Raw genomic sequence first — 22,532 nt, forward strand, 5'->3', positions numbered from 1 at the left:
GGCGTTAAAAGTCAAACAGTAGAGGGAAACGTGAGGCCGGACTTGAAAATGCAGTCTTTTACGAAAGCCGAAAACTCGTCGCGGAATTTTTTCTCAGAGAACTGTTCGGCATTGTTCTGACACGTCGCAGCATTGAAATTATTGATATTTTCCTCAAACTTCTGGACGGCCAGCTGGATCGCTTCCGCGGTTTGTTGGGTGAAAAATACGCCGGTCGGATTGGGTTGGTCCAACGGAGTCACCGACTCCAAAACGCCGCCCCGGCCATATGCGATGACCGGGGCGCCGGCTGCTTGAGCCTCCACGGCAATGATGCCGAAATCCTCTTTGGCCGCAAATACAAAGGCACGGGCGCGCTGCATGAGATCTCGTAGCACCTCGTTTGGCTGGTAGCCGAGGACTTCGATATTGGGAGAGTTGGCAGCAAGTTCTTTGACGCGCTTGAACTCCGGACCATCTCCCACCACGACAAGGCGCCTGGATGGCAGGCTCCGAAAGGCTTCGACGATGAGTGCGATTTTTTTATATGGAACCATCCGGGAGGCGGTCAGATAAAAATTGTCCCTGGTTTCACTGGGGGCAAATTTATGCACGGAGACCGGGGGGTAAATAATTTTGGCCTCTCGTCTATAGTATTTTTTTATGCGCTTAGCCACAAACTGAGAATTTGAGGCGTAGAAATCTACGAGATTCGCTGAATTCGTGTCCCAGCTTCTCAAATTAAAAAGTATAATGCGCGCCAGCATTCCTTTAAGGCCGCGTTCCCAACCTCGTTCTCGTAGGTATTCTTCTTGAAGATCCCATGCATAACGTACCGGACTATGACAGTAACACACGTGAAGTTGCTCTGGGGAGGTTACTATTCCCTTTGCTACTGCATAGGAACTTGAAATTACGAGATCGTAATCTTCGAAGTTGAACTGCTGTATAGCAAAAGGGAAAAGAGGCAGGTATGTCCGATATTTCTTTCGGGCCATCGGCAGCTTCTGTATGAAACTTGTATGTGCCCGACGCCCGCCTAGGAAATGGCGGTTGTGGTCATCTAAAAAATCTACAAGTGAAAACAGCTCGGCCTGCGGGAAAAGCTTCAGAATTTGTTCGAGAACACGCTCTGCACCAGCGTAGACTACCAGCCAGTCGTGAACGATAGCGACCCGCATTTGTCGGACTTGCTCCTGGGAAATCGTGTTGCATCACCTTCAAACCTATATCTGTCAGATTGTCTACCGGCTACCTGCCCTGGCCGGACGGGCAACTACTCATCTACCGATTAGCTCTCCACCCCCATCCTCATCAAAATCCGCTCGGCGCTATCGTTCCACACCTCCATCCGGGTGATGAGGCCGTTGGTCACTTCGTAGCGGTCGACATAGCGGTTGCCTTCGAACGGCGTGCCGTCAGGCCATTCGCCGTAGAGTGTGCCGAGATTGTAGACGACGGTATGGCCGTCTCCCCCGGCGACGTCGGTGCGCTCCATGCGCTTCTTCACCCACTTGTAGCGCCGGGCGTTGAAGGCGGCGGTGTCGGCCGGGCCGGTCATTTCGCGCCCGCCGGTGAAGGTCACCCGCATGCCGGAGGCGACATAGCGCATGGCGCTCTCCGGGTCGGGGATCATCACCGTCTCCAGGAACAGCCGCACCGTCTCCGCATCGCGCGCCAGAGTCGCGTCCTTGTCTTCGCTCTTCGTTACCCCGGTTGCCGCGGTCATTCCTTTAATCTCCTTGAAGCACCTGTTTTTCCTGAGGCTTGTTGTTCGTCAGCATATTGCATGCAGGAGTGTATGCAATATGCTGAGGCGGTTTAAGGGGCTTGTCGGCGTTACCGGAAGGGGCTGGCGGCAAGAGCCGTAACCGGGAGCGGCGAAGAGGAGGGGTTGGTGGATCTGGTTTTGCGCAATCTTCTGCTGGCGCCGGGTCGTAGTGGCGGCGTGGGGAAGGCTGGCATTGGCGCCGGTGTCAACGGTGGGCCAGTCGACATCGCCATTGCCGGCGGGCGCATCGCCGCGCTGGCGCCGCATGACGACGGCGCTTTTGTCGGCGCGGCGCAGGAGCATGATCTCGGTGGCCTGCTCGCCCTGCCGGGCTTCATCGAAACCCATATCCATCTCGACAAGGCCTGCATTCTGGAGCGCTGCCCGCTCCATCACGGCACGCTGGCCGAGGCGATCAGCCTGACGGCTACCGCCAAGGCGGCTTTTACCGAAGAGGATATCGAGGTCCGCGGGGCGCGGGTGATCGAGAAGGCGATCGCCCAGGGCACCATGCGCCTGCGCACCCATGTGGAGATCGATCCCGGCATCGGTCTTGCCGGTTTTCATGCCGTGCAGCGCCTTGCCGAACGTTATCGCTGGGCCGTGCAGATCGAGATCTGCGTCTTTCCGCAGGAAGGCCTGCTGAATCGGCCCGGAACGGAAGAGCTGCTGGTAACGGCGCTGGAAGAGGGAGCGCGGCTGCTGGGCGGCTGCCCCTATACCGACAGCGATCCCGAAGGCCAGATCATCCGGCTCTTTGCCCTTGCCCGCCGTTTCGATGTCGATCTCGATTTCCATCTGGATTTTGACCTCGACCCGAAGGGCATGACCATCGAGGCGGTGTGCGACGCTACCGACGCCGCCGGTTGGGGCGGGCGGGTCACCATCGGCCATGCCAGCAAACTTTCCGCCCTGCCGCCGGCGGACCTCACCCGCATCGCCCGCCGCATGGCAGCCTCCGGTGTTGCGCTCACCGTGCTGCCGGCCACCGATCTGTTCCTGATGGGGCGCGGGCACGATCATCTGGTGCCGCGCGGCATGGCGCCGGCGCACCGGCTGCTGGCCGAGGGCGTCAATTGCTCACTCTCCACCAACAATGTGCTGAACCCCTTCACCCCCTTCGGCGATCTGTCGCTGACGCGCATGGCCAATCTTTATGCCAACATCGCCCAGCTCGGCCGCCCGGCGGAGATGGCCGAGTGTCTGGAGATGGTTACCAGCCGCTCCGCCCGGCTGATGAACCTTGCCGATTACGGCATCGCCGTCGGTAATCCGGCCGACCTTGTGCTGGTCGATTGCAAGCAGCCCTGGCAGGCGGTGGCGGAAATTGCGCCGCCGCTGATGGGTTTTCATCGTGGCCGGTTGACCTTCGAGCGTCCGCGGACGCGCCTTTATCCCCCTTCCTGACCTGACCAAGGGCACCCCATGACCGGCACCGAAACGGCAGTTCTGGACGACAACCTCGGGGCCTTTGCCACCCGGCTGGAGCTGGCACCCACAGCCAGCGGCCCGCTCGACGGGCTGACATTCGCCGCCAAGGATCTGTTCGCCGTTGCAGGCTATATAACCGGCGCCGGCAATCCGCGCTGGAAGGCAACGCATCCACCCGCCCGCGAAACCGCGCCGGCGATCGCCCGCCTGCTGGCCGCGGGAGCGGGCCTTGCCGGCATGACGCACACCGACGAGCTGGCCTACAGCCTGATGGGCGAGAATGCCCATTACGGCACGCCGCTCAATCCGGCAGCGCCCGGGCGCGTGCCCGGTGGTTCTTCCAGCGGATCGGCCTCAGCGGTAGCCGGAGGGGCAGTGGATTTTGCCCTCGGCACCGATACCGGCGGTTCCGTGCGGTTGCCGGCGAGTTTTTGCGGCATTCTCGGCCTGCGCCCCACCCATGGCCGCCTGCCTCTTGCCGCCGCGGTGCCGCTTGCCCCGTCCTTCGATACTTGCGGCGTGCTGGCGCGGGATATTGGCGTGTTGACGCTGGCCGCGCAGGCACTCGGCCTTGGGGCACTACCAGAGGAGGAACTGCCGGTCTCTCGCCTGCTGGTGCCGGAGGATTTGTGGGGTGCCGCAGGGCCGGCGGTGAGTGACGTGCTGCGGCCGTTCTTGCAAAAGCTCGGACCGCTAGCGGGTGGTTTGCCGCTTGAAACCATCACCCTGGCACCGCAAGGCCTGCCGGCCTGGCGCGAGGTCTTCCGCATCGCCCAGGCTGCCGAGGCCTGGCAGTCGCATGGCGGCTGGATCAGCAGCACCGATCCGGGTTTGGGCCCGGGTGTGCGCGAGCGTTTTGAGGCGGCATCGAAACTGGAGGCTGTCGCCGTGGTGGCGGCTACTGCCGAGCGGGAGCTGATCCGGGGTTATCTCGAGCGCCTGCTCTCCGGCGGGGCGGTTTTGTGTTTTCCCACGGCGCCGGGCCCGGCGCCCTTGCGCGGCGGTGATCCGGCTGCGCTGGACCGGTACCGTGCAAACGCGCTGGCCCTGCTGTGTCCGGCCGGGCTCGGCGGTTTGCCGCAGATATCGCTGCCGCTGGGGGCGGTAGAGGGCGCGCCGGTCGGCCTTTCCCTCGTGGCGGCTGCCGGCGGGGACGAGCTGCTGCTCGCGCTGGCCGCCCGCTTGCTGGCGGCCTAAAGCAGGTCGTGCACCATCAAGATGGCGTCGGCGTCATAATCCTTCAGCGCGGCCACGATTGCCGGGTCGGTGTGCTCGGCAAAACCGGTTCGGCGCCAGTAGTCGCGCGCCGCGGAAATCGCGGTCAATGACAGGCTGGCAAAACCCTCGCGGCGGGCATGGCCGGCAATGGCATCGACAATGCGCCGGGCAGCGCCAAAGCCGCGCGCCGTTTCATCCAGCGCGATGTCATGGATGTAGAAGGTGTCGGTGCGCGCCGGCAGGCCGCCCATCAGCTGATTGAGCTTCGGCGGGGCGCCGAGGCGCCAGGGGTGGCTCAGCGCATAACCGGCAAGGCTGCCATCGTCATTTTCCAGCACGAAGCAGCCGGCGGGATAGAGCACCAGTTTCTCGGCCAGCACCTCGATCGTCTCGGGATAATCGGGGTGGATCAGGTCGGCAAGGCGGCTGACTTCATGCAGGTCCAGCGGGCTCATGGGGGCCCAGGAAGGGGCCGAGATGGCAAGTGCGCTCATATGGAAACGGTTTCAGCTACAGGTTACCCGAAAAGGCGGCCGGGAACGGCGCCATCCGGGCGGTCAAGGGGAGGCCGGGCACAAAGGTATCCCTGCGGCGAAAACCGCCGCCCGGCACCCGTACATGCTCCGTAATGTGTAGCGCTTGGCTAGCGGGTGCCCGGCTTCCTGTAAAGAGCACGCAAGTGCATAGCCGCCCTGCCGTGAGCAGCTTCACAGGTTACGTAAAATTGAAGCTATTTCCGCAGAGTTTCAGCCGGGTTTCAGCTTTCGGCCACGGCCTTGATATCGCTGGCAAGTTCGTCCACACGCGCCGGGCTTGCATCCCAGGCGAACATGAAGCGGGCGCCGCCGCCGATGAAGGTATAAAAGCGCCAGCCGCGGGCCCGCAGCTTTTCCAGCACCCCTTCCGGCGCACGCAGGAACACGGCATTCGCCTCCACCGGGAACATCAGCTCCACACCGGGCACATCGGCAATCTGCGCGGCAAGGCGTTTGGCGCAATGGTTGCTGTGGCGGGCATTGCTGATCCAGGCGCCGGTTTCCATCAGCCCGACCCAGGGCGCCGCCAGAAAACGCATCTTGGAGGCAAGCTGCCCCGCCTGCTTGCAGCGATAGTCAAAATCCTCCGCCAGCACCGGGTTGAAGAACAGCACCGCCTCGCCCACGCCCATGCCGTTCTTGGTGCCGCCGAAACACAAGACGTCGACGCCGGATTGCCAGGTCATCTCCGCCGGGCTGCAACCCAGATGCGCGCAGGCATTGGCAAAGCGTGCGCCGTCCATATGTAGCTTGAGGCCCAGCTCGCGGCAGGTGGCCGAAATCGCGCGGATTTCCGCAAGGCTATAGACCTGCCCCGTCTCGGTGGACTGGGTGATGGTGACGACCCGCGGCTTGGGATAGTGGATATCCTGCCGCTTGAGCGCCACCTCGCGGATCGAGTCCGGCGTCAGCTTGCCGCCGGGGCTGGCGGCAACCAGCAGCTTGGAGCCGTTGGAGAAAAATTCTGGCGCGCCGCACTCGTCGGTTTCCACATGGGCACTCTCGGCGCAGATGACGCTGTGATAGCTCTGGCAAAGAGCCGAGAGGGCCAGAGAGTTGGCTGCCGTGCCGTTGAAGACGAAGAAGATTTCGCAGTTGGTTTCGAACAGCTGGCGAAAGGCGTCGGAGGCACGCTGCGTCCACGGGTCCTCGCCATAGGCCGGGGCATAACCGCTATTGGCCTCGGCCATTGCCGCCCAGGCCTCCGGGCAGATGCCGGAATAATTGTCCGAAGCGAATTGCTGCGGCTGAGGGATGGCGCCGGCCACCGGGCGGGTTTGCGACTGAACGGTCATGCTGTCCTCCTTCGAGAGGCCGCAACATGCAGCATCACGGATTATTTGTCCACTATATCGGAATATCCGCCATGGCGACAATCATCAGCGCCCGGGCCGGCTGGTCGGAGCGGTTGTGGATGGCGTGGGGCACATCCACGGCATAACGCGCCGTCGCGCCGGCCCCCACGCTGTTTTCCTCCGCGCCGGAGCGCACTTCCAGGATGCCGTCCAGTACGGTCAGATGTTCGGTGGCGCCGGGCGCGTGCGGATCGGAGATAAGGGCGCCGCCCGGCGCCATTTCCAGCTCGTACCACTCCATGCGCGACGAGTTGGCGGCAGGGCTCAGGATGCGCAGCAGGCAGCGGCCATCCTCGCTTTTGATCTCGGGCGTGAAGTGGCGCGGCACGATTTCCATCGCCCGCCGCGCACTGCCGCTATGGCCTTCCACCAGCGCGGAAAGGTCGAGCCCCAGCGCCCGTGTCAGGTTCCACAGCGTGGCGAAGGTGGGGTTGGTCTGCCCGCGTTCAATCTGGCTCAGCATGGAGCGCGAGACGCCGGAAAGCGCCGCCAGATCATCCAGCGTCAGCTTGCGCTTCTTGCGGATCTGCTGCAGGCGGGGGCCAAGAAGGGGCGGGTCGAAGCTCACCGGAATTCCACTATGCTGGAGAAAATTTCCGCTGATCATACGCCTTCGCAGACGGCCCGGCCATCCCTCAGCCGCGGCGCAGCCACACCCGCATGCCGCCTGCTGCCCGGTTGTCCCAGGCGAAATAGGGGATGGCCTGCACGTTCACCTCCCGCCGGGCCGGTGCTTCGGTACTATAGAGCGGCGCGCCGGAAGCGGCTTCTTCCACGGCCAGCACGGCCTCAAGGCTGACGACTCCGCCCAGCAGGTCGGCTTCGAACCGGGCATTGACCGGTGCATCCGGCGCCAGCACCAGCCGGTGTAGCCCGGCGCCGGCATCCACCTCTTCCACGCAGTAGACCAGCGGGCCGCGCTTCAGCGCCACAAGGCCGGCATCCTGCCGGACGGCCGGATGGGCATGGAGCCGCTCCACCGGCATCGGCAGGTCAAGCTGCAGCACATCGCCCGGCAGCCACTCCCGCTCGATATGGGCATAACCCCGCCGGGTAAGGCTGGCGAGGTCCAGCGAAGCGCCGTTGAGGCTGAGGCTCGCCTTGCGGCACCAGCCGGGGATACGCAGGCTGAGGGTAAAGTGGCAGGGGCTTTCCGGTGCCACGGTCAGGGTCACCCGCCCGTCCCACGGATAGCGCGTTTGCTGGGTCAGGGTTACCTGACGTCCGCCGCCAATCAGGAGCCGCGCTGTGCTTTCGCCATATAGATGCACCGCCAGGCCGCCTTCGCCTTCGCCATAACAATAGCGGCCGATGGCGGTCACGAAGCGGGCGAGGTTGGGCGGGCAGCAGGGGCATTCATGCCAGCGCCAGCGGCGGTGGTCACCCACGCTCTCCAGCCGGTTTTCGTAGAAGAACTGCGTGCCGTCCAGCGACATTCCGGCAAGGGCGCCGTTGTAGGCGGCAAGCTCCAGCGCATCGCCATAACGCCCGTCCGGGGCAATGCCCAGCATGCGCTGCATCCAGAAGGCAAAACCTACCGAGGCGCAGGTCTCGGCATAGGAGGTGTCGTTGGGCAGGTCGTAGTCGGCGGTAAAGCCCTCGTTGGCTGCGCTCGCTCCCATGCCGCCGGTCACATAAAGCCGGGTTGCCGTCAGGTCCTGCCACAGCGCCTCCAGCGCCGCCGTCAGGCTGTCATCGCCGGTTTCGGCGGCGATATCGGCCATGGCGCTGTACATGTACATGGCGCGCACGGCATGGCCCACCACCTTTACCTGCTCGCGCACCGGCCGGTGGGACTGGTTATATTCCTGGGTGCGGAAGTGAAAATCGCCGGGTTTTTCTCCGCGCCGCCTGGCTTCTTCCTCGAAGAAATGCGGTGCCTGTCCGCGCTCGTCGATGAAGTAGCGCGCAAGTTCCAGATACCGGCTCTTGCCAGTAGCCCGTGCCAGCCTTACCAGCGCCAGTTCCAGTTCCTGATGGCCGGGATAACCCCGGTCCTGCCCCGCACCGCGGCCGAACCGGGCCGCGATATGGTCCATATAGCGGGCCATGATGTCCATCAGCCGGTGTTTGCCCGTCGCCTCGTAATAGGCAACGGCGCCCTCCAGCAGGTGGCCGGCGCTGTAGAGCTCGTGGCAGTCGCGCAGGTTCGTCCAGCGCTTTTCCGGCTCCCGGCGCTGATACCAGCTGTTGAGATAACCGTCCGGCGCCTGCAACCGGGCGTAAAGCTCGACGATGGCGTCGATCTTTTCTTCCAGTCCGGGGTTTGGCCGGCGAGACAGGCTGTAGGCCGCTGTCTCGATCATCTTGCCGATGTCCGAATCCCAGAACATCTGCATGTTGAGCGTGCGGCCGGGCGCAAAGGGGATGCGCAGCGGCGGCACCGGCAGATCGGGGTTGATCTGCTCCAGCATGCCGGCAGCCACGCAGCGCTCGTAAAGAATATCCGCCGTGCGCGCGGCCACCGCGTCAGCCCGCTCGCCCCAGAACCCGCCAACATAGACGCGCGGCAGGGCAGGCGGACGATAAAAGGGAGAAAGGGCCGGGGCAGTGCTAGGGTCGGGCATGGTGGCTCGGAAAGCTGGCGGGCGCCCGTCCCCAGGAGAGCGGCGGGCGAGAGTGCCAGTGTTAGCCGTCCGCCCGTGCCTGGGCCAGCGTGCCCTTGAGAAAGATTTCAACCGCCCGGTGGGCGTGTTTGCGCAGCGCGTCCGGTGCCGGGATTTCGCCGCTGGCAAAACGCAGTGGCGACCACGGGCCTTCCACCATCAGCAGGAAAAGCTCGGCCGCTTCGTCCGGGTTCTCGATCCGCAGATGCCCTTCATCGGTCATGCGGCGCAGATAGGCACCGAGGCGCAGTTTCACCATGTTCGGCGCGCGGCGGAAGAAGTCGGCTGTCTCCGGGTAGTGCAGCGCCTCCTGCATGATCCGGCGGATGCTGCGTAGCGATTCTTCCGAATAAATCTTGTCGAGAAAGGCGTTGGCAAACTGGCACAGCACCTCGCGCGGGTGATGCCCGGTGAGCGTCAGCTCGAACACCGGCCCCATCATGCTTTCGCAATGCTCGCGCAGCATCTCCTCGAACAGCCCGTCCTTGTTGCCGAACAGCTCGTAAAGTGTGCTGCGGGACCCGCCCGACAGCGCAATCACGTCATCGAGGCTGGTGTGCTGCAGCCCTTTGGTGGTGAACAGCTGATAGGCGGCATCCAGCATGGCGCGCCGGCGCGCCTCGGCACGCTGGCTGGCTTTCGGGCCATGCCGGGGCAGGGTGTCCGTGCCGGCTTCAGTGGCCTGAAGCGGGGCATCACCGGTGATCTGTCGCTTGCGGGTGGTGCGATGCTGCACCTGCGTGGTGTCGTTCACAGTTCCCTCGTTCCGGCCGATTTTGCACCTTGCCGCGCGGCCGAAGTTCCGTACTGTACGATACAGTACAAAGATCAACAATGTCCCACCAGGCGATTTGAGCACGTCACCGGCTGGCCGCTTTTCATATAGGCGGCCAGAGCGCTCTTTCCATGCCTGCGCAAAGCTCCCGTGGGGCAGGGGCCCTCAAAACCGGGCCCCGAACTTTCCTGAAGGCCGACCCATGAAACTGCATCACGCCCTCCTGCAAGCCATCGCCGGCGCCGCCCTCATCGCCAGCCTTTCCGGCTGCAATGACGAGAAGGCCGAGGCCGCGCAGGCCGCGCCGCGTCCGCCGGCCCAGGTCACCGTCATCACCGCCCAGCCGCAGGATGTGCCGCTGACCACCGAGCTTCCGGGCCGCACCACCGCCTTCCGCGTCGCCGAAGTGCGCCCGCAGGTGGGGGGCATCGTGCTGAAGCGCCTGTTCGAGGAAGGGGCCGAGGTCAAGGCCGGGCAGCAGCTCTACCAGATCGACCCTGCCTCCTATCAGGCTGCGCTCGACAGCGCGCGGGCCGACCTTTCCAAGGCGCAGGCCTCGGTCAAGTCGGTGAGTGCCAAGGCCAAGCGTTATGCCGATCTCGTCGCCATCAACGCCGTCAGCCGCCAGGATTATGACGACATCGTCGCCACCCTGCAGGCCGACGAGGCCGATGTCGCCGCCGCGAAGGCAGCGGTCGATACCGCCAGCATCAATCTGGAGTACACGAAGGTCACCGCCCCGATTTCCGGCCGCATCAGCCGCTCGGAAGTGACCGAGGGCGCGCTCGTCACCGCCAGCCAGGCAACAGCGCTTGCCACCATCACCCAGCTCGACCCGATCTATGTCGACATGACGCAGTCGAGCTCGGACCTGCTGACCATGCGCCGCGCCATTTCGGGCGGCGAGGTTAATGGTGCGCTCGCTTCCGAAGCGCCGGTCAACCTCATCATCGAAGGGGCCGGCCTGCGTTATGGCCAGCCGGGCAAGCTGCAATTCTCCGATGTGACGGTCAGCGAATCCACGGGCTCGGTCAATCTGCGCGCCGTGTTCCCCAACCCTGAGCATGAGCTGCTGCCCGGCATGTTCGTGCGCGGCATCGTCAATCAGGGTGTCCAGCAGGGCGCCTTCGTCATCCCGCAACAGGCGGTGATGCGCAGCCCCGATGGCTCGGCCATCGTCTGGGTTGTCGGCGCCGACAGCAAGGTCAACCCGCAGCCCGTCATTGCCGCACGCGCCATCGGCGACAAGTGGCTGGTTACCTCCGGCCTCAAGGCCGGCGACAAGGTGGTGACCGAAGGCGTGCTCAAGATCGCGCCGGGCGCGCCTGTGCAGGCTGTTGATGCCGCCGCTCCCGCCGCCACCAACGTCGCTGCGACCAACTAAGGCGATCCCCCATCATGGCCAAGTTTTTTATCGACCGCCCGGTCTTCGCCTGGGTTGTTGCGCTCGTCATCATGCTGGGTGGCCTGCTTGCCATCCGCACTTTGCCGGTGGAGCAGTACCCGCCGATCGCGCCGCCCTCCGTCTCCATCACCGCCAACTATCCCGGCGCGTCCGCCAAGACGCTTGAGGACACGGTGACCCAGGTCATCGAGCAGAAGATGAACGGCATCGATCATCTTCGCTACATGTCCTCCACCAGCGAAAGCTCGGGCCAGGTCACCATCACCATCACCTTCGACCCCGAGGCCGATCCCGACATCGCCCAGGTCCAGGTGCAGAACAAGCTGTCGCTGGCAACGCCGCTCTTGCCGCAGGAAGTGCAGCAGCAGGGCATCACCGTTTCCAAGGCGTCCGGCAGCTTCCTGATGGTGCTGGGTTTTGCCTCCACAAACGGGCAGATGGACCAGGAAGCCATCTCCGACTTCGTGGCTTCCAGCGTCCAGGACAATATCAGCCGCGTCAGCGGCGTGGGCGACGTCACCCTGTTCGGTGCCCAGCATGCCATGCGCATCTGGCTCGACCCCAACAAGCTCAACGCCTTCGGTCTCACCACCTCCGACGTTTCTTCCGCCATCGAGGCGCAGAATGTCGAGGTGTCGGCCGGCCAGCTTGGCGGCTCGCCCTCCATCAAGGGCCAGCAGCTCAACGCCACCGTCATCGCCCAGACCCGTCTGGAAAAGCCGGAGGAGTTCGGGAAAGTCCTGCTGCGCGTCAATGCCGACGGCTCGCAGGTGCGCCTCAAGGATGTCGCCCGCGTCGAACTGGGCGCCGAGAACTACAACATGGTCGCCCGCTTCAACGGCAAGCCTGCCGCCGGTCTTGGCATCAAGCTGGCAACCGGCGCCAACGCGCTGGAGACCGCCAGCGCCATCCGCGCCCGGGTTGACGAGCTGAAGCCGTTTTTCCCTGAGGGGCTTCAGGTCGTCTATCCCTACGACACCACGCCCTTCGTCAAGATCTCCATCGAAGAGGTGGTGAAGACGCTGTTTGAAGCCATCGCGCTCGTCTTCGTCGTCATGTACCTCTTCCTGCAGAACTTCCGCGCCACCCTCATCCCCACCATCGCCGTTCCGGTGGTGCTGCTCGGCACCTTCGGGGTGATGGCGGCGTTTGGCTTCTCCATCAACACGCTCACCATGTTCGGCCTCGTCCTGGCCATCGGCCTTCTGGTCGATGACGCCATCGTCGTGGTGGAAAATGTCGAGCGCGTGATGAATGAGGAGAAACTCTCCGCCCGCGAAGCCACGCGCAAATCCATGGGGCAGATCACCGGCGCGCTCATTGGCATCGCCCTCGTGCTCTCCGCCGTGTTCGTGCCGATGGCCTTCTTCAGCGGCTCCACCGGTGCCATCTACCGCCAGTTCTCGCTCACCATCGTCTCGGCCATGGTGCTGTCGGTGGTCGTCGCGCTGGTGCTGACGCCGGCCCTCTGCGCCACCCTTTTGAAACCCGGCGATGTCGATCACGCCCACAAGCGCGGTTTCTTCGGCTGGTTCAACCGGGGTTTTGACCGCGCGAACGCTCTTTATGAGCGCTCCGTCGGCCATGTCATCGGCCGCCGTGGCCGTTATCTGCTCATCTATCTCGTCATCGTCGGCGCGCTTGCCGTGCTGTTCTTGCGCCTGCCGACCTCCTTCCTGCCGGATGAGGACCAAGGCGTCATGTTCGTGCAGGTGGTTGCCCCGCCGGGTGCCACCAGCGAGCGGACGCGCGAGACGATGAAGCAGGTCGAGCACCACTTCCTCGTCGATGAAAAGGACAATGTGGAGAGCATTTTCACTGCCGTTGGCTTCAGCTTCAGCGGTCAGGGCCAGAATGCCGGCATTGCCTTCATCACCCTCAAGGACTGGTCGGAGCGCACCACGCCCGACCGCAAGGTGGGGGCCATCGTCGGGCGCGCCATGGGGGCCTTCTCCCAGCTGCGCGATGCGCTGGCCTTCGCCTTCGCCCCGCCCTCCATCATCGAGCTGGGCAACGCCACCGGCTTTGACTTCCAGCTGATGGACCGCGGCGGTCTGGGGCACGAAAAGCTCATGGCCGCGCGCAACCAACTGCTCGGCATGGCGGCTCAGCAGCCCGGCCTCGTCGCCGTGCGTCCCAACGGCCTCAATGACGTGCCGCAGTTCCGGGTCGATATCGATCAGGAAAAGGCCAAGGCGCTGGGTGTCGATATCGCCGATATCAACTCCACCCTGGCGGCTGCCTGGGGCTCCTCCTACGTCAATGACTTCATCGACAATGGCCGGGTGAAGAAGGTCTATATCCAGGCCGATGCGCCCTTCCGCATGCTGCCGGATGACGTCAAGGACTGGTATGTCCGCAACAGCGATGGCGACATGGTGCCGTTCTCGGCCTTCTCGACCTCGCACTGGAGCTACGGCTCGCCGCGTCTGGAGCGTTTCAACGGCATTTCCTCGATGGAAATCCTCGGTGCTCCGGCTCCGGGCTCCAGCTCGGGTGCCGCCATGGCGACCATGGAGCAACTGGCGTCAAAACTGCCGGCCGGTATCGGTTACGAGTGGACGGGCCTTTCCTATGAGGAGCGGCTTGCCGGCTCCCAGGCCCCGGCGCTCTATGCCATCTCCATGCTGGTGGTCTTCCTGTGCCTTGCCGCGCTTTACGAGAGCTGGGCCATCCCGGTCTCGGTCATGCTCGTCGTGCCGCTGGGCGTCATCGGTGCCGTCATCGCCGCAACGCTGCGCGGCCTGCCGAGCGACGTCTACTTCCAGGTTGGCCTGCTCACCACCATCGGCCTCTCGGCCAAGAACGCCATCCTGATCGTCGAGTTCGCCAAGGCACTCTACGAGCAGGGCATGAGCCTTGGTGAAGCCGCGGTCACGGCTGCCCGCCAGCGTCTGCGTCCGATCATCATGACCTCGCTGGCCTTCATCCTCGGCGTGCTGCCGCTCGCCATCGCCAATGGCGCGGGATCGGGCAGCCAGAACGCCATCGGTGTGGGCGTGATGGGCGGCATGATCTCGGCCACGGTGCTCGCCATCTTCTTCGTCCCGGTCTTCTTCGTGGCCGTGCTCGGCCTCGTGCGGCGTCGCCCGCGCCGGCCGGAAGGGGCAAGCGAGTCCGGCAATGAGGCCCCGCTGAACGCTCATCCGGTGGATGCGCCATGACAAACGCCCTGCTTGAAAAGAGGCAGTCCATGCTCAAGTCTCTGATCCTCTCCGTGTCGGCGGCGGCGCTTATCAGCGGATGTTCCTTCATCCCTGACTATCTGCGGCCGGACTCGCCGGTGGCCAGTAGCTGGCCCACCGGTCCTGCCTATGATGCCGATGGCGCCCGGGCGGGCACGGCCGGCCAGCCGCTGCTGGCCGACCTTTCCTGGCAGCAGTTCTTCCGCTCGGCCGAAATGCGCTCGGTCATCACCCGAGCGCTCGCGAACAACCGCGATCTTCGGGTCGCCGCCCTCAACATCGAGAAGGCACGCGCCACTTACCGCATCCAGCGGGCGGATCTGGCGCCGACCGTCGATGCCGGCGGCAGCTACAGTGGCACCCGCACGCCGGCCGATGTGGCCGGCACGCCCAAGGCCGTGGAATCGGAGACCTGGAGCGCCAATCTCGCCACCACCTCGTGGGAGATCGACCTTTTCGGCCGCGTACGCAGCCTGAAGGAAGAGGCGCTGCAGCAGTATTTCTCCACCGCGGCGGCACGCGACAGCGTGCAGGTCTCGCTGGTGGGGGAGGTGGCAAGTGCCTATCTCACCCTGCTGGCCGACCGTCAGTTGCTGCAACTGACGGAAGAGACGCTGGCAACCCAGGTCAAATCCTATGACCTCGTCAACACCAGCTTCTCGCGCGGCATCGGCAGCCGGCTTGATGTGGCGCAGGCAAAAACGGCGGTTGAATCCGCCCGCGCCTCCCGCGCGCAATACATCCGCCAGCTGGCGCAGGACCAGAATGCGCTGGAACTGCTGGTCGGCGCCCCGGTCGCCGATCTCGGTCTGCCGGGCGTGCCCTTCCTCGAGATGGGCGACTTCATGGCCGATGTGCCGGTCGGCCTGCCCTCCGAGGTGTTGCTGCGCCGGCCCGATATCCGCGAGGCGGAGTTTGACCTGAAGGCCGCCAACGCCAATATCGGCGCGGCGCGGGCTGCCTTCTATCCGCGCATCAGCCTCACGGCGTCTGCCGGCACCCAGAGCACCAGCCTGACCGACCTCTTCTCCAGCGGCAGCGGGGCCTGGTCCTTCGTGCCGTCGATCTCGCTGCCGATCTTTGACTATGGCTCCAACCAGGCCAATCTCGACAGCGCGACGGCAGATCAGAAGATCGCGGTCGCCACCTACGAGAAGTCGATCCAGACCGCCTTCCGCGAAGTCTCCGACGCGCTTGCCGCCCGCGGCACGCTGGGCGATCAGCTGACGGCCCAGCAGGCGCTCGTCGATGCCACGCAGGAAAGTTACGATCTTGCCAACGCCCGTTATTCGCGCGGTGTGGAGGATTACCTTTCCGTGCTCGACAGCCAGCGTTCGCTCTTCAGCGCCCAGCAGACGCTCATCAATGACCGCCTGTCCCGCCTCACCAATCTGGTGACGCTCTATCAGGTGCTGGGCGGCGGCGCCGGCACGGTCGCGGTGGTCGATCCGGGGACGGATCCGGCTGTCACGCCGACCAGCGGCTGACCCTTGCCGGCATGGCTTCCGGCCCTTCCGGCGCAGGGTCGGGCCGCCTGAAAACCGGCCCCTTTCCCGTAATGCGGGCGAGGGGCCGGTTTTTCTTTTCTTTTTAGCTAAATCCCTGCTTCATCGGCATCTGGCGGCCTTCCGCCCTGTTGGGTTTTCTTGAGGGAAAGTGGCGAATGATCTTCGGGCTTGATCAGCTGGCTCCGTTTGTCGTTCTGCTGATCGTGGCGGGCCTGTTCATCGCGTTCCTGCGCGAGCGGCTGCCGCCCGATGTGGTGGTGATCTGCGGCGTGGCGCTGCTGCTGGCGCTCGGCATCCTGTCGACCGGCGATGTGCTGAAGGTCTTTTCCAACAACGCCCCCATCACCATCGCCTGCATGTTCATCATCTCCGGCGCTCTGGCCCGCACCGGCGTGATCGATGGCATCGGCTCGGCCATCGCACCCCTGGTGGCCAAAAGGCCGCTTCTGGGCATCGCCGCCATGCTGGGCGTCGTCATGCTGCTGTCGGCCTTCATCAACAACACGCCCGTCGTCATCGTGCTCATTCCGGTGATGACGCGGCTTTCACGCGTCATCTCGCAGCCTGCCTCCAAGCTGCTGATCCCGCTTTCCTACGCCACCATCATGGGCGGCACCTGCACGCTCATCGGCACCTCCACCAACATCCTCGTCGATGGTGTGGCCCGCCAGCGCGGGTTGCCCGAGCTCGGCATGTTCGAATTTACCGGCATGGGCATCATCCTCGGCCTTGTCGGCATCACCTATCTCATGCTCATCGGCCGCCATCTGCTGCCCTCGCGCGACAGCGTGGCGGGCCTGCTGGAGGCGGGTGGCCGGCCGAGCTTCCTCACCGAAGTGATGATCCCCTACGACAGCCCCCTCATCGGCAGGAAGCCGCTCGAAGTGGCGGCCTTCAACCGGGCCGAAGGCCGCGTGGTTGACCTTCTGCGCGGGGAAGAATCGCTGCGGCGCGAGCTTGACAAGGTGGAGCTTGCCGGCGGTGACCGTGTGGTGGTGAAGACCCGCGTTTCCGAAGTGCTGACCATGCGCGAGCAGGCCGATGTGGTGATGGGTTCCGAGACCCATACCATCGAGCCGCTCTCCCAGCGCCGGGCCCAGGTGGTGGAAGCCATCGTCGGCCCCAGCTCCAGCCTCATCGGCCGCACCGTGCGCACCATGCGCCTGCGCCGGCAGTTCGGCGTCTATGTGCTGGCCGTGCATCGCCATGGCGAAAACCTGCGCAGCGATTTCGACAGTGTGGAGCTGAAGGTGGGCGACAGCCTGCTGCTGGAAGGCGCGGCCGAGGATATCCGCCGCCTGCAGGAGGAGCGGGGCCTCATCAACCTCTCCGCCCCGCGGGAGAAGGCCTATCGCCGCACCAAGGCGCCTATCGCCGCCATTGTTGTCTTCGCCATCATGTTTCTGGCCGCCCTCAACGTCATGCCGATCGAAGGCCTTGCCGTCATCGGCGTGGCGGTGGTGCTGGTGACGCGCTGCGTCGATGTGGAGGAGGCCTATCGCTCGGTCGAGTGGCGCATCCTCATCCTCATCTTCGGCATGCTTGCCGTCGGTACCGCGCTCGACAAGACCGGCGCCATGAAGATGATGATCGATGCGCTGGCGCCCTGGCTCATGCATCTGCCGCCCTGGGCGGTGCTGGCCGGCGTTTATGTGCTGACCTCCTTCCTCACCGAGATCATCACCAACAACGCCGTCGCCGTGCTGATGACGCCGCTTGCCATCGGCCTTGCCGGCCATATGGGGGTTGATGCCCGGCCCTTCGTCATTGCGGTGATGTTCGCTGCCTCGGCCAGCTTCGCCACCCCCATCGGCTACCAGACCAACACCATGGTCTATTCCGCCGGCGGTTATCACTTCAGCGATTTCCTCAAGGTGGGTGCGCCGCTCAATATCCTGCTCGGCATCACCTCCATCTGCCTGATCCCGGTGTTCTGGCCCTTCTGATCCGGCCTGCCCGGAACCGTTGTTCATCCGCCCTCCGGCCCCGCTGCCGGAGGGCGTTTTTGTCGGATCCTGCCCTTTTTGGAAGGATTGGCCGCCCTGCCTTGCCGCTGGTCGGGCATCTTCCACATTGCGGAAAGCCGCCCGCTTGACCGCTGCCTAATTTTCGCACACGGTCAAAAAACAGGCATGTTGCGTTGCGGCAAAATTGATTTTGCCCGGTGCACTTTCATCCAGAACGACAAAAAAGCACCGGCGGGCCAAAGGTTCCGGCGGGCATGAACAGCAGGCAGACTTTCGAGGAGGCTGGGTTATGAAGAAGGGGCTTTTGCGTTTTGCTGCGGTTGCGGCTCTATCGCTGGCAGCATTTTCCACCGGGGCGGCCCGGGCCGCCGATATGGCGCTCGATGCCATAACCAAGGCCGGCGTGCTCAAGGTCGCCGTGCCGCAGGATTTCCCGCCTTTCGGCAGCGTTGGCGCCGATATGCAGCCCAAGGGCTACGACATCGACATGGCCGGCCTGATTGCCGAAAAGCTGGGTGTGAAGGTCGAACTGGTGCCGGTCACCAGCGCCAACCGCATTCCCTACCTCACCACCGGCAAGGTCGATCTCATCATCTCCAGCCTGGGCAAGAATCCGGACCGCGAGAAGGTCATCGATTTCTCCGATGCCTATGCGCCCTTCTATAACGGCGTCTTCGGCCCGGCCGATATCGCGGTCAAGGATGCGGCCGGCCTTTCCGGCAAGACCATCGGCGTGACGCGCGGCGCCATCGAGGATATCGAACTCACCAAGATCGCCCCGGCCGACGCCACGCTGAAGCGCTACGAGGATAACAACGGCACCATCTCGGCCTTCATGTCCGGCCAGGTGGACCTGATCGCCACCGGCAATGTCGTGGCAGCCGCCATCATCGCCATGAACCCGCCCAAGAAGCCGGAGCCGAAGTTCCTCATCAAGAACTCGCCCTGCTATGTCGGCCTCAACAAGGACGAGCCCAAGCTGCTCGCCAAGGTCAACGAGATCATCGCTGCCGCCAAGAAGGATGGCAGCCTCGCCAAGATCTCCAACACCTGGCTCGGCATCGACCTGCCGGCCGATCTCTGATCGACGGACCGGCCGGGCTTCTCGCTCATGGCCTACCAGTTCGATTTCGGCTCCTTGTGGGAGTATCGCGGCGTGATCGCCGACGGCGTTGGCCTGACCATCAGGCTGACAGCCGTCGGCACCGTCGCCGGTGTGGGCCTCGGCATTGCCGGGGCCTTCGCGCGCACCTCGCGCTCGCCCGCGCTCAAGGCGGCGGTCGGCGCCTATGTGGAGTTCATCCGCAACACGCCCTTTCTCATCCAGCTGTTCTTCATCTTCTTCGGCCTGCCGGTCCTCGGGGTGAAGCTCAGCGAATGGCAGGCCGCAAGCCTTGCCATGGTGGTTAATCTCGCCGCCTATTCCACCGAGATCATCCGTGCCGGCATCCAGGCGGTGCCGAAAGGGCAGATCGAGGCGGCGGAGGCGCTGGCCATGTCGCGCCTCCAGATTTTCCGCCATGTCATCCTCGGCCCCGCCATGCGCAAGGTCTGGCCGGCACTTTCCAGCCAGATCGTCATCGTCATGCTTGGCTCGTCCGTCTGTTCGCAGATCGCGGCGGAGGAGCTGACCTATGCCGCCAACTTCATCCAGTCGCGCAACTTCCGCGCCTTCGAGGTCTATTTTGTCTCGACGGGCCTCTATCTCATCCTGGCCGTCGGCCTGCGCGCGCTGTTGAAGCTGGTGGGCTGGAGCCTCTTTAGGAGGCGCCGCCATGTTTGACATCTCGCTCTGGGATATCGTGCGCAACCTGCTGCTGGCAGCCCGCTGGACGGTGCTGCTCTCGCTGGTTGCCTTTATCTGCGGCGGCATCGCCGGCCTTGCCGTGCTGTTTGCCCGCGTTAGTGCCTTCCCCTGGCTGCGCCGCGCCATGGGCTGGTATATCGAGCTCTTCCAGGGCACGCCGCTTTTGATGCAGCTTTTCCTTTGTTTCTTCGGCCTGTCGCTGGTGGGAATAGAGCTGAGCCCGTGGGAGGCTGCGGCCCTGTCCCTCACGCTCTTTGCCAGCGCCTTTCTGGGTGAAATCTGGCGCGGCTGCGTGGAGGCGGTGCCGAAAGGCCAGTGGGAAGCCTCCTCCGCCTTGGCCATGGGCTATTTCCAGCAGATGCGTTACGTGGTGCTGCCGCAGGCCATGCGCCTTGCCGTGGCGCCGACGGTCGGTTTTTCCGTCCAGCTCATCAAGGGTACGGCCGTTACCTCCATCATCGGTTTTATCGAGCTGACCAAGGCCGGCACCATGATCACCAACGCCACCTTCCGGCCCTTTACCGTCTACGGGCTCGTGGCGGTCTTTTATTTCTGCCTCTGTTATCCGCTCTCCCTGCTGGCGCGCCGGCTTGAAAGGAAGCTCCATGCCGCTCGTTGAACTTGCCGCCATCTGGAAGAGCTTTGGCCAGAACCCGGTGCTGAAGGGCATCGACCTGACGGTCGAGGAGGGGCAGGTCATCGCCATGATCGGGCGCAGCGGCTCGGGCAAGAGCACGCTTTTGCGCTCCATCAACGGCCTTGAGCGCATCGATGACGGCACCATCCTCATCGATGGCGAGAAGATCGGCAGCAAGGATGCCGATCTGCGCACCCTGCGCCTGCAGGTCGGCATGGTGTTCCAGCAGTTCAATCTCTTCCCGCATCTCTCGGCGCGGGAGAATGTGATGCTGGCGCCGATGGTGGTTAAAAAGGCCTCTCGCAAGGCGGCCGGGGCGCTGGCGGACGCCATGCTGGCCAAGGTCGGACTGTCTGATCGTGCCGGCCATTATCCCGACCAGCTTTCCGGCGGCCAGCAGCAGCGTGTGGCCATCGCCCGCTCGCTCGCCATGGAGCCGCGCGTGCTGCTGTGCGACGAGGTTACCTCCGCGCTCGATCCCGAACTGGTGAACGAGGTGCTTGCCGTTGTCCGCCAGCTCGCGAAGGAAGGCATGACGCTCATCATGGTCACCCATGAAATGCGCTTTGCCCGCGAGGTCTGCGACAAGCTCGTCTTCATGCATCAGGGCCGTATCCACGAGGAAGGCTCACCGGCCGAACTCTTCTCCGCGCCAAAGACGCCGGAGCTCGCCCAGTTCATCGGCCTTGTAGAGGCGGCGGGCTAGGTTCGGTCGCCGGGCGGGTCAGCCCTCTGACCGCAGCCGGTCCTTGAGGCCGGTGGGGTAGAGCTGCGGCCCGCCTTCGACATCCAGTTCTTCAAGGGCGTACCAGCGGGCGCGACAGACCATCCCGTTATCTTCGCTGTAGATGATGCAGTCCTCGCCGGCAAAGGCCCCGTCGGGGAAGGTCACTTCGCTGACAAACACCACCTCATGGCCGGTGGCGCCTTCGTGGCTGAAGATGTTTTCGAGGATAAGCGGCGCCCCGGTCAGGCTGATATCGAGCCCCAGCTCCTCGCGGAACTCGCGCCGCAGGGCAAGCTGCCAGCTTTCGCCGAACTCGATGCCGCCCCCCAGCGGCCGCACGCCCTTCAGCCGGCCGGCGTCATCGCGCACTTCAGCGGCCAGCAGCCGTCCCTCGCGCCAGTGAAGGCCGATGGCAACACATCTGATCTGCGGGTGGGGGCGCCAGCTGGTCATGCTTTTCCCGTAGAACCTTTTATCGGCCCGGAAAAGCAAAACGGCCCCTTCCCGTAAAGGAAGGGGCCGTTCGGATTACTTCGCCAGCGCCGCAGCCAGTGCCGCATTGGCCTGGGCGATGGCACCGCGGGCGGCCTGGGTATCGGCAACGCCGTTCAGCATCACGAAGTCATGGATCGTGCCGTTGTAGCGCACGGAAGTCACCTTGACGCCGGCATCGGCCAGCTTGCGGGCATAAGCTTCGCCCTCGTCGCGCAGCACGTCATTCTCATCCGTGATCACCAGCGCCGGCGGCAGGCCTTTGAGCTGCTCCAGCGAGGCGTTGAGCGGGGTTGCCAGCGGGTTGCTGCGCTTTGAAGCATCCGGAAGGTAGGCGTTCCAGAACCACTTCATCGCCGGCTTGCTCAGCCACGGGCCGCTGGCAAACTCATTGTAGCTGCCGTTTTCAAAGTTGGCGTCCGTCACCGGATAGAACAGCAGCTGGAAGTCGATCTTTGGGCCGCCGCGTTCCTTGGCCATCAGCGTCACCGCGGCGGTCATGTTGCCGCCCACGCTGTCGCCGGCCACGGCAAAGCGCGAGACGTCGGCGTTAAATTCCTGGCCATGCTCGGCAACATATTTGGTCGCGGCATAAGCCTGCTCGATCGGCACCGGGAACTGCGCTTCCGGCGAGCGGTCATAATCGACGAAGACGATCTCGGCCCGGGCGCCATTGGCGATCTCCCGCACCAGCCGGTCATGCGTACCGGCATCGCCCAGCACCCAGCCGCCGCCATGGAAGTACATGACCACCGGCAGGGCTTCCTTCACGCCCTCGGGGCGAACGATGCGAACCTTCACCTTGCCGGTCGGGCCGACAGCGAGGTCACGCTCCTCGATATCCGCCGGCAGCTTGGCAACGGGGCCGGACTGGGCGCCGGCTAGCACGGCGCGGGCGGCGTCGGGGGCGAGGGTATAGATCGGCGGGCCGCCAGCGGCGGAAACGGCATCGATGAAGGCCTGGGCGCCGGGCTCCAGATGAGCCTTCTCACCGGCATGGGCGGGAGCGGCAATAGCGGCGGCAGCGGCGAGTGCGGAAGCGGCAACAGCGGCCTTCAGGGAACGATTGCGGGACATTTCGGCATTCCTTTCAGTCTCTTGAGATCGTCTCAACTGGTCGGGCCGCTCCTGGT

At 64.2% G+C, this 22,532-nt stretch carries 19 protein-coding genes; 10 read left to right on the plus strand and 9 right to left on the minus strand.

Features of this window, described 5'->3' with window-relative positions; translation table 11 throughout:
- Window positions 1–11: 11 nt before the first annotated feature.
- Together QTL98_RS03540 and QTL98_RS03545 are read right to left on the minus strand one after the other, a co-directional pair.
- Window positions 12–1,160 carry a glycosyltransferase family 4 protein gene (locus QTL98_RS03540; RefSeq protein WP_445680845.1) on the minus strand — a complete coding sequence of 383 codons (1,149 nt, stop codon included), beginning with the start codon at window positions 1,158–1,160 and terminating at the stop codon, window positions 12–14.
- A 110-nt stretch (window positions 1,161–1,270) separates the two neighbouring features.
- Window positions 1,271–1,708 (minus strand): nuclear transport factor 2 family protein, encoded by a 438-nt coding sequence (locus QTL98_RS03545; RefSeq protein ID WP_445680846.1) that lies wholly within the window; start codon window positions 1,706–1,708, stop codon window positions 1,271–1,273.
- A gap of 168 nt (window positions 1,709–1,876) precedes the next feature.
- Between QTL98_RS03545 and QTL98_RS03550 the strand changes: the two genes are divergently transcribed.
- Window positions 1,877–3,157, plus strand: a complete 1,281-nt coding sequence (locus QTL98_RS03550; protein WP_445680847.1) for an amidohydrolase family protein — start codon at window positions 1,877–1,879, stop codon at window positions 3,155–3,157.
- An 18-nt stretch (window positions 3,158–3,175) separates the two neighbouring features.
- Window positions 3,176–4,378 (plus strand): amidase, encoded by a 1,203-nt coding sequence (locus tag QTL98_RS03555; protein ID WP_445680848.1) that lies wholly within the window; start codon window positions 3,176–3,178, stop codon window positions 4,376–4,378.
- On the opposite strand, the gene QTL98_RS03560 is transcribed toward QTL98_RS03555, so the two are convergent.
- From QTL98_RS03560 to QTL98_RS03580, 5 genes are all read right to left on the minus strand, one after another.
- Window positions 4,375–4,893: a GNAT family N-acetyltransferase gene (locus QTL98_RS03560; RefSeq protein WP_445680849.1), complete on the minus strand. Its 519-nt coding sequence runs from the start codon at window positions 4,891–4,893 to the stop codon at window positions 4,375–4,377. The genes QTL98_RS03555 and QTL98_RS03560 overlap by 4 nt on opposite strands.
- Window positions 4,894–5,156: 263 nt before the next feature.
- Entirely contained in the window at window positions 5,157–6,230 is a 1,074-nt protein-coding gene (locus QTL98_RS03565; protein ID WP_445680850.1) for a threonine aldolase family protein, read from the minus strand.
- A 52-nt stretch (window positions 6,231–6,282) separates the two neighbouring features.
- Entirely contained in the window at window positions 6,283–6,858 is a 576-nt protein-coding gene (locus tag QTL98_RS03570) for a helix-turn-helix domain-containing protein (protein ID WP_445680851.1), read from the minus strand.
- A 67-nt stretch (window positions 6,859–6,925) separates the two neighbouring features.
- Window positions 6,926–8,857, minus strand: coding sequence for a glycoside hydrolase family 127 protein (locus tag QTL98_RS03575; protein WP_445680852.1), 1,932 nt, complete (start codon window positions 8,855–8,857; stop codon window positions 6,926–6,928).
- Window positions 8,858–8,918: 61 nt separating this feature from the next.
- Window positions 8,919–9,650, minus strand: a complete 732-nt coding sequence (locus QTL98_RS03580; RefSeq protein WP_445680853.1) for a TetR/AcrR family transcriptional regulator — start codon at window positions 9,648–9,650, stop codon at window positions 8,919–8,921.
- Between the two features lie 223 nt (window positions 9,651–9,873).
- On the opposite strand from QTL98_RS03580, the gene QTL98_RS03585 reads away from it, so the two are divergent.
- From QTL98_RS03585 to QTL98_RS03620, 8 genes are all read left to right on the plus strand, one after another.
- Window positions 9,874–11,055, plus strand: a complete 1,182-nt coding sequence (locus QTL98_RS03585) for an efflux RND transporter periplasmic adaptor subunit (protein ID WP_445680854.1) — start codon at window positions 9,874–9,876, stop codon at window positions 11,053–11,055.
- 14 nt (window positions 11,056–11,069) lie between these two features.
- Window positions 11,070–14,240 carry an efflux RND transporter permease subunit gene (locus tag QTL98_RS03590; protein ID WP_445680855.1) on the plus strand — a complete coding sequence of 1,057 codons (3,171 nt, stop codon included), beginning with the start codon at window positions 11,070–11,072 and terminating at the stop codon, window positions 14,238–14,240.
- Between the two features lie 29 nt (window positions 14,241–14,269).
- A complete protein-coding gene (locus QTL98_RS03595) occupies window positions 14,270–15,748 on the plus strand; it encodes an efflux transporter outer membrane subunit (RefSeq protein ID WP_445680856.1) in 1,479 nt (492 codons plus the stop codon).
- 176 nt (window positions 15,749–15,924) lie between these two features.
- Window positions 15,925–17,715 (plus strand): SLC13 family permease, encoded by a 1,791-nt coding sequence (locus tag QTL98_RS03600; protein ID WP_445680857.1) that lies wholly within the window; start codon window positions 15,925–15,927, stop codon window positions 17,713–17,715.
- Between the two features lie 310 nt (window positions 17,716–18,025).
- A complete protein-coding gene (locus QTL98_RS03605) occupies window positions 18,026–18,820 on the plus strand; it encodes a transporter substrate-binding domain-containing protein (protein WP_445680858.1) in 795 nt (264 codons plus the stop codon).
- A 27-nt stretch (window positions 18,821–18,847) separates the two neighbouring features.
- The gene (locus QTL98_RS03610) at window positions 18,848–19,519 is read left to right on the plus strand and encodes an amino acid ABC transporter permease (protein WP_445680859.1); all 672 of its coding nucleotides are present in this window, start codon (window positions 18,848–18,850) and stop codon (window positions 19,517–19,519) included.
- Window positions 19,512–20,162: an amino acid ABC transporter permease gene (locus QTL98_RS03615; protein ID WP_445680860.1), complete on the plus strand. Its 651-nt coding sequence runs from the start codon at window positions 19,512–19,514 to the stop codon at window positions 20,160–20,162. The genes QTL98_RS03610 and QTL98_RS03615 overlap by 8 nt, the downstream gene beginning before the upstream one ends.
- Window positions 20,149–20,886 (plus strand): amino acid ABC transporter ATP-binding protein, encoded by a 738-nt coding sequence (locus QTL98_RS03620; RefSeq protein WP_445680861.1) that lies wholly within the window; start codon window positions 20,149–20,151, stop codon window positions 20,884–20,886. Before QTL98_RS03615 ends, QTL98_RS03620 begins: the two co-directional genes overlap by 14 nt.
- Before the next feature lie 18 nt (window positions 20,887–20,904).
- Here QTL98_RS03620 and QTL98_RS03625 read toward each other — a convergent pair whose 3' ends face one another.
- Window positions 20,905–21,360 carry an NUDIX hydrolase gene (locus QTL98_RS03625; RefSeq protein ID WP_445680862.1) on the minus strand — a complete coding sequence of 152 codons (456 nt, stop codon included), beginning with the start codon at window positions 21,358–21,360 and terminating at the stop codon, window positions 20,905–20,907.
- 75 nt (window positions 21,361–21,435) lie between these two features.
- Window positions 21,436–22,476 (minus strand): alpha/beta hydrolase, encoded by a 1,041-nt coding sequence (locus QTL98_RS03630; RefSeq protein ID WP_445680863.1) that lies wholly within the window; start codon window positions 22,474–22,476, stop codon window positions 21,436–21,438.
- Window positions 22,477–22,532 lie beyond the last annotated feature (56 nt).

Origin of the sequence: Radicibacter daui (genome assembly GCA_030657355.1) — a bacterium.
Classification (GTDB): domain Bacteria; phylum Pseudomonadota; class Alphaproteobacteria; order Radicibacterales; family Radicibacteraceae; genus Radicibacter; species Radicibacter daui.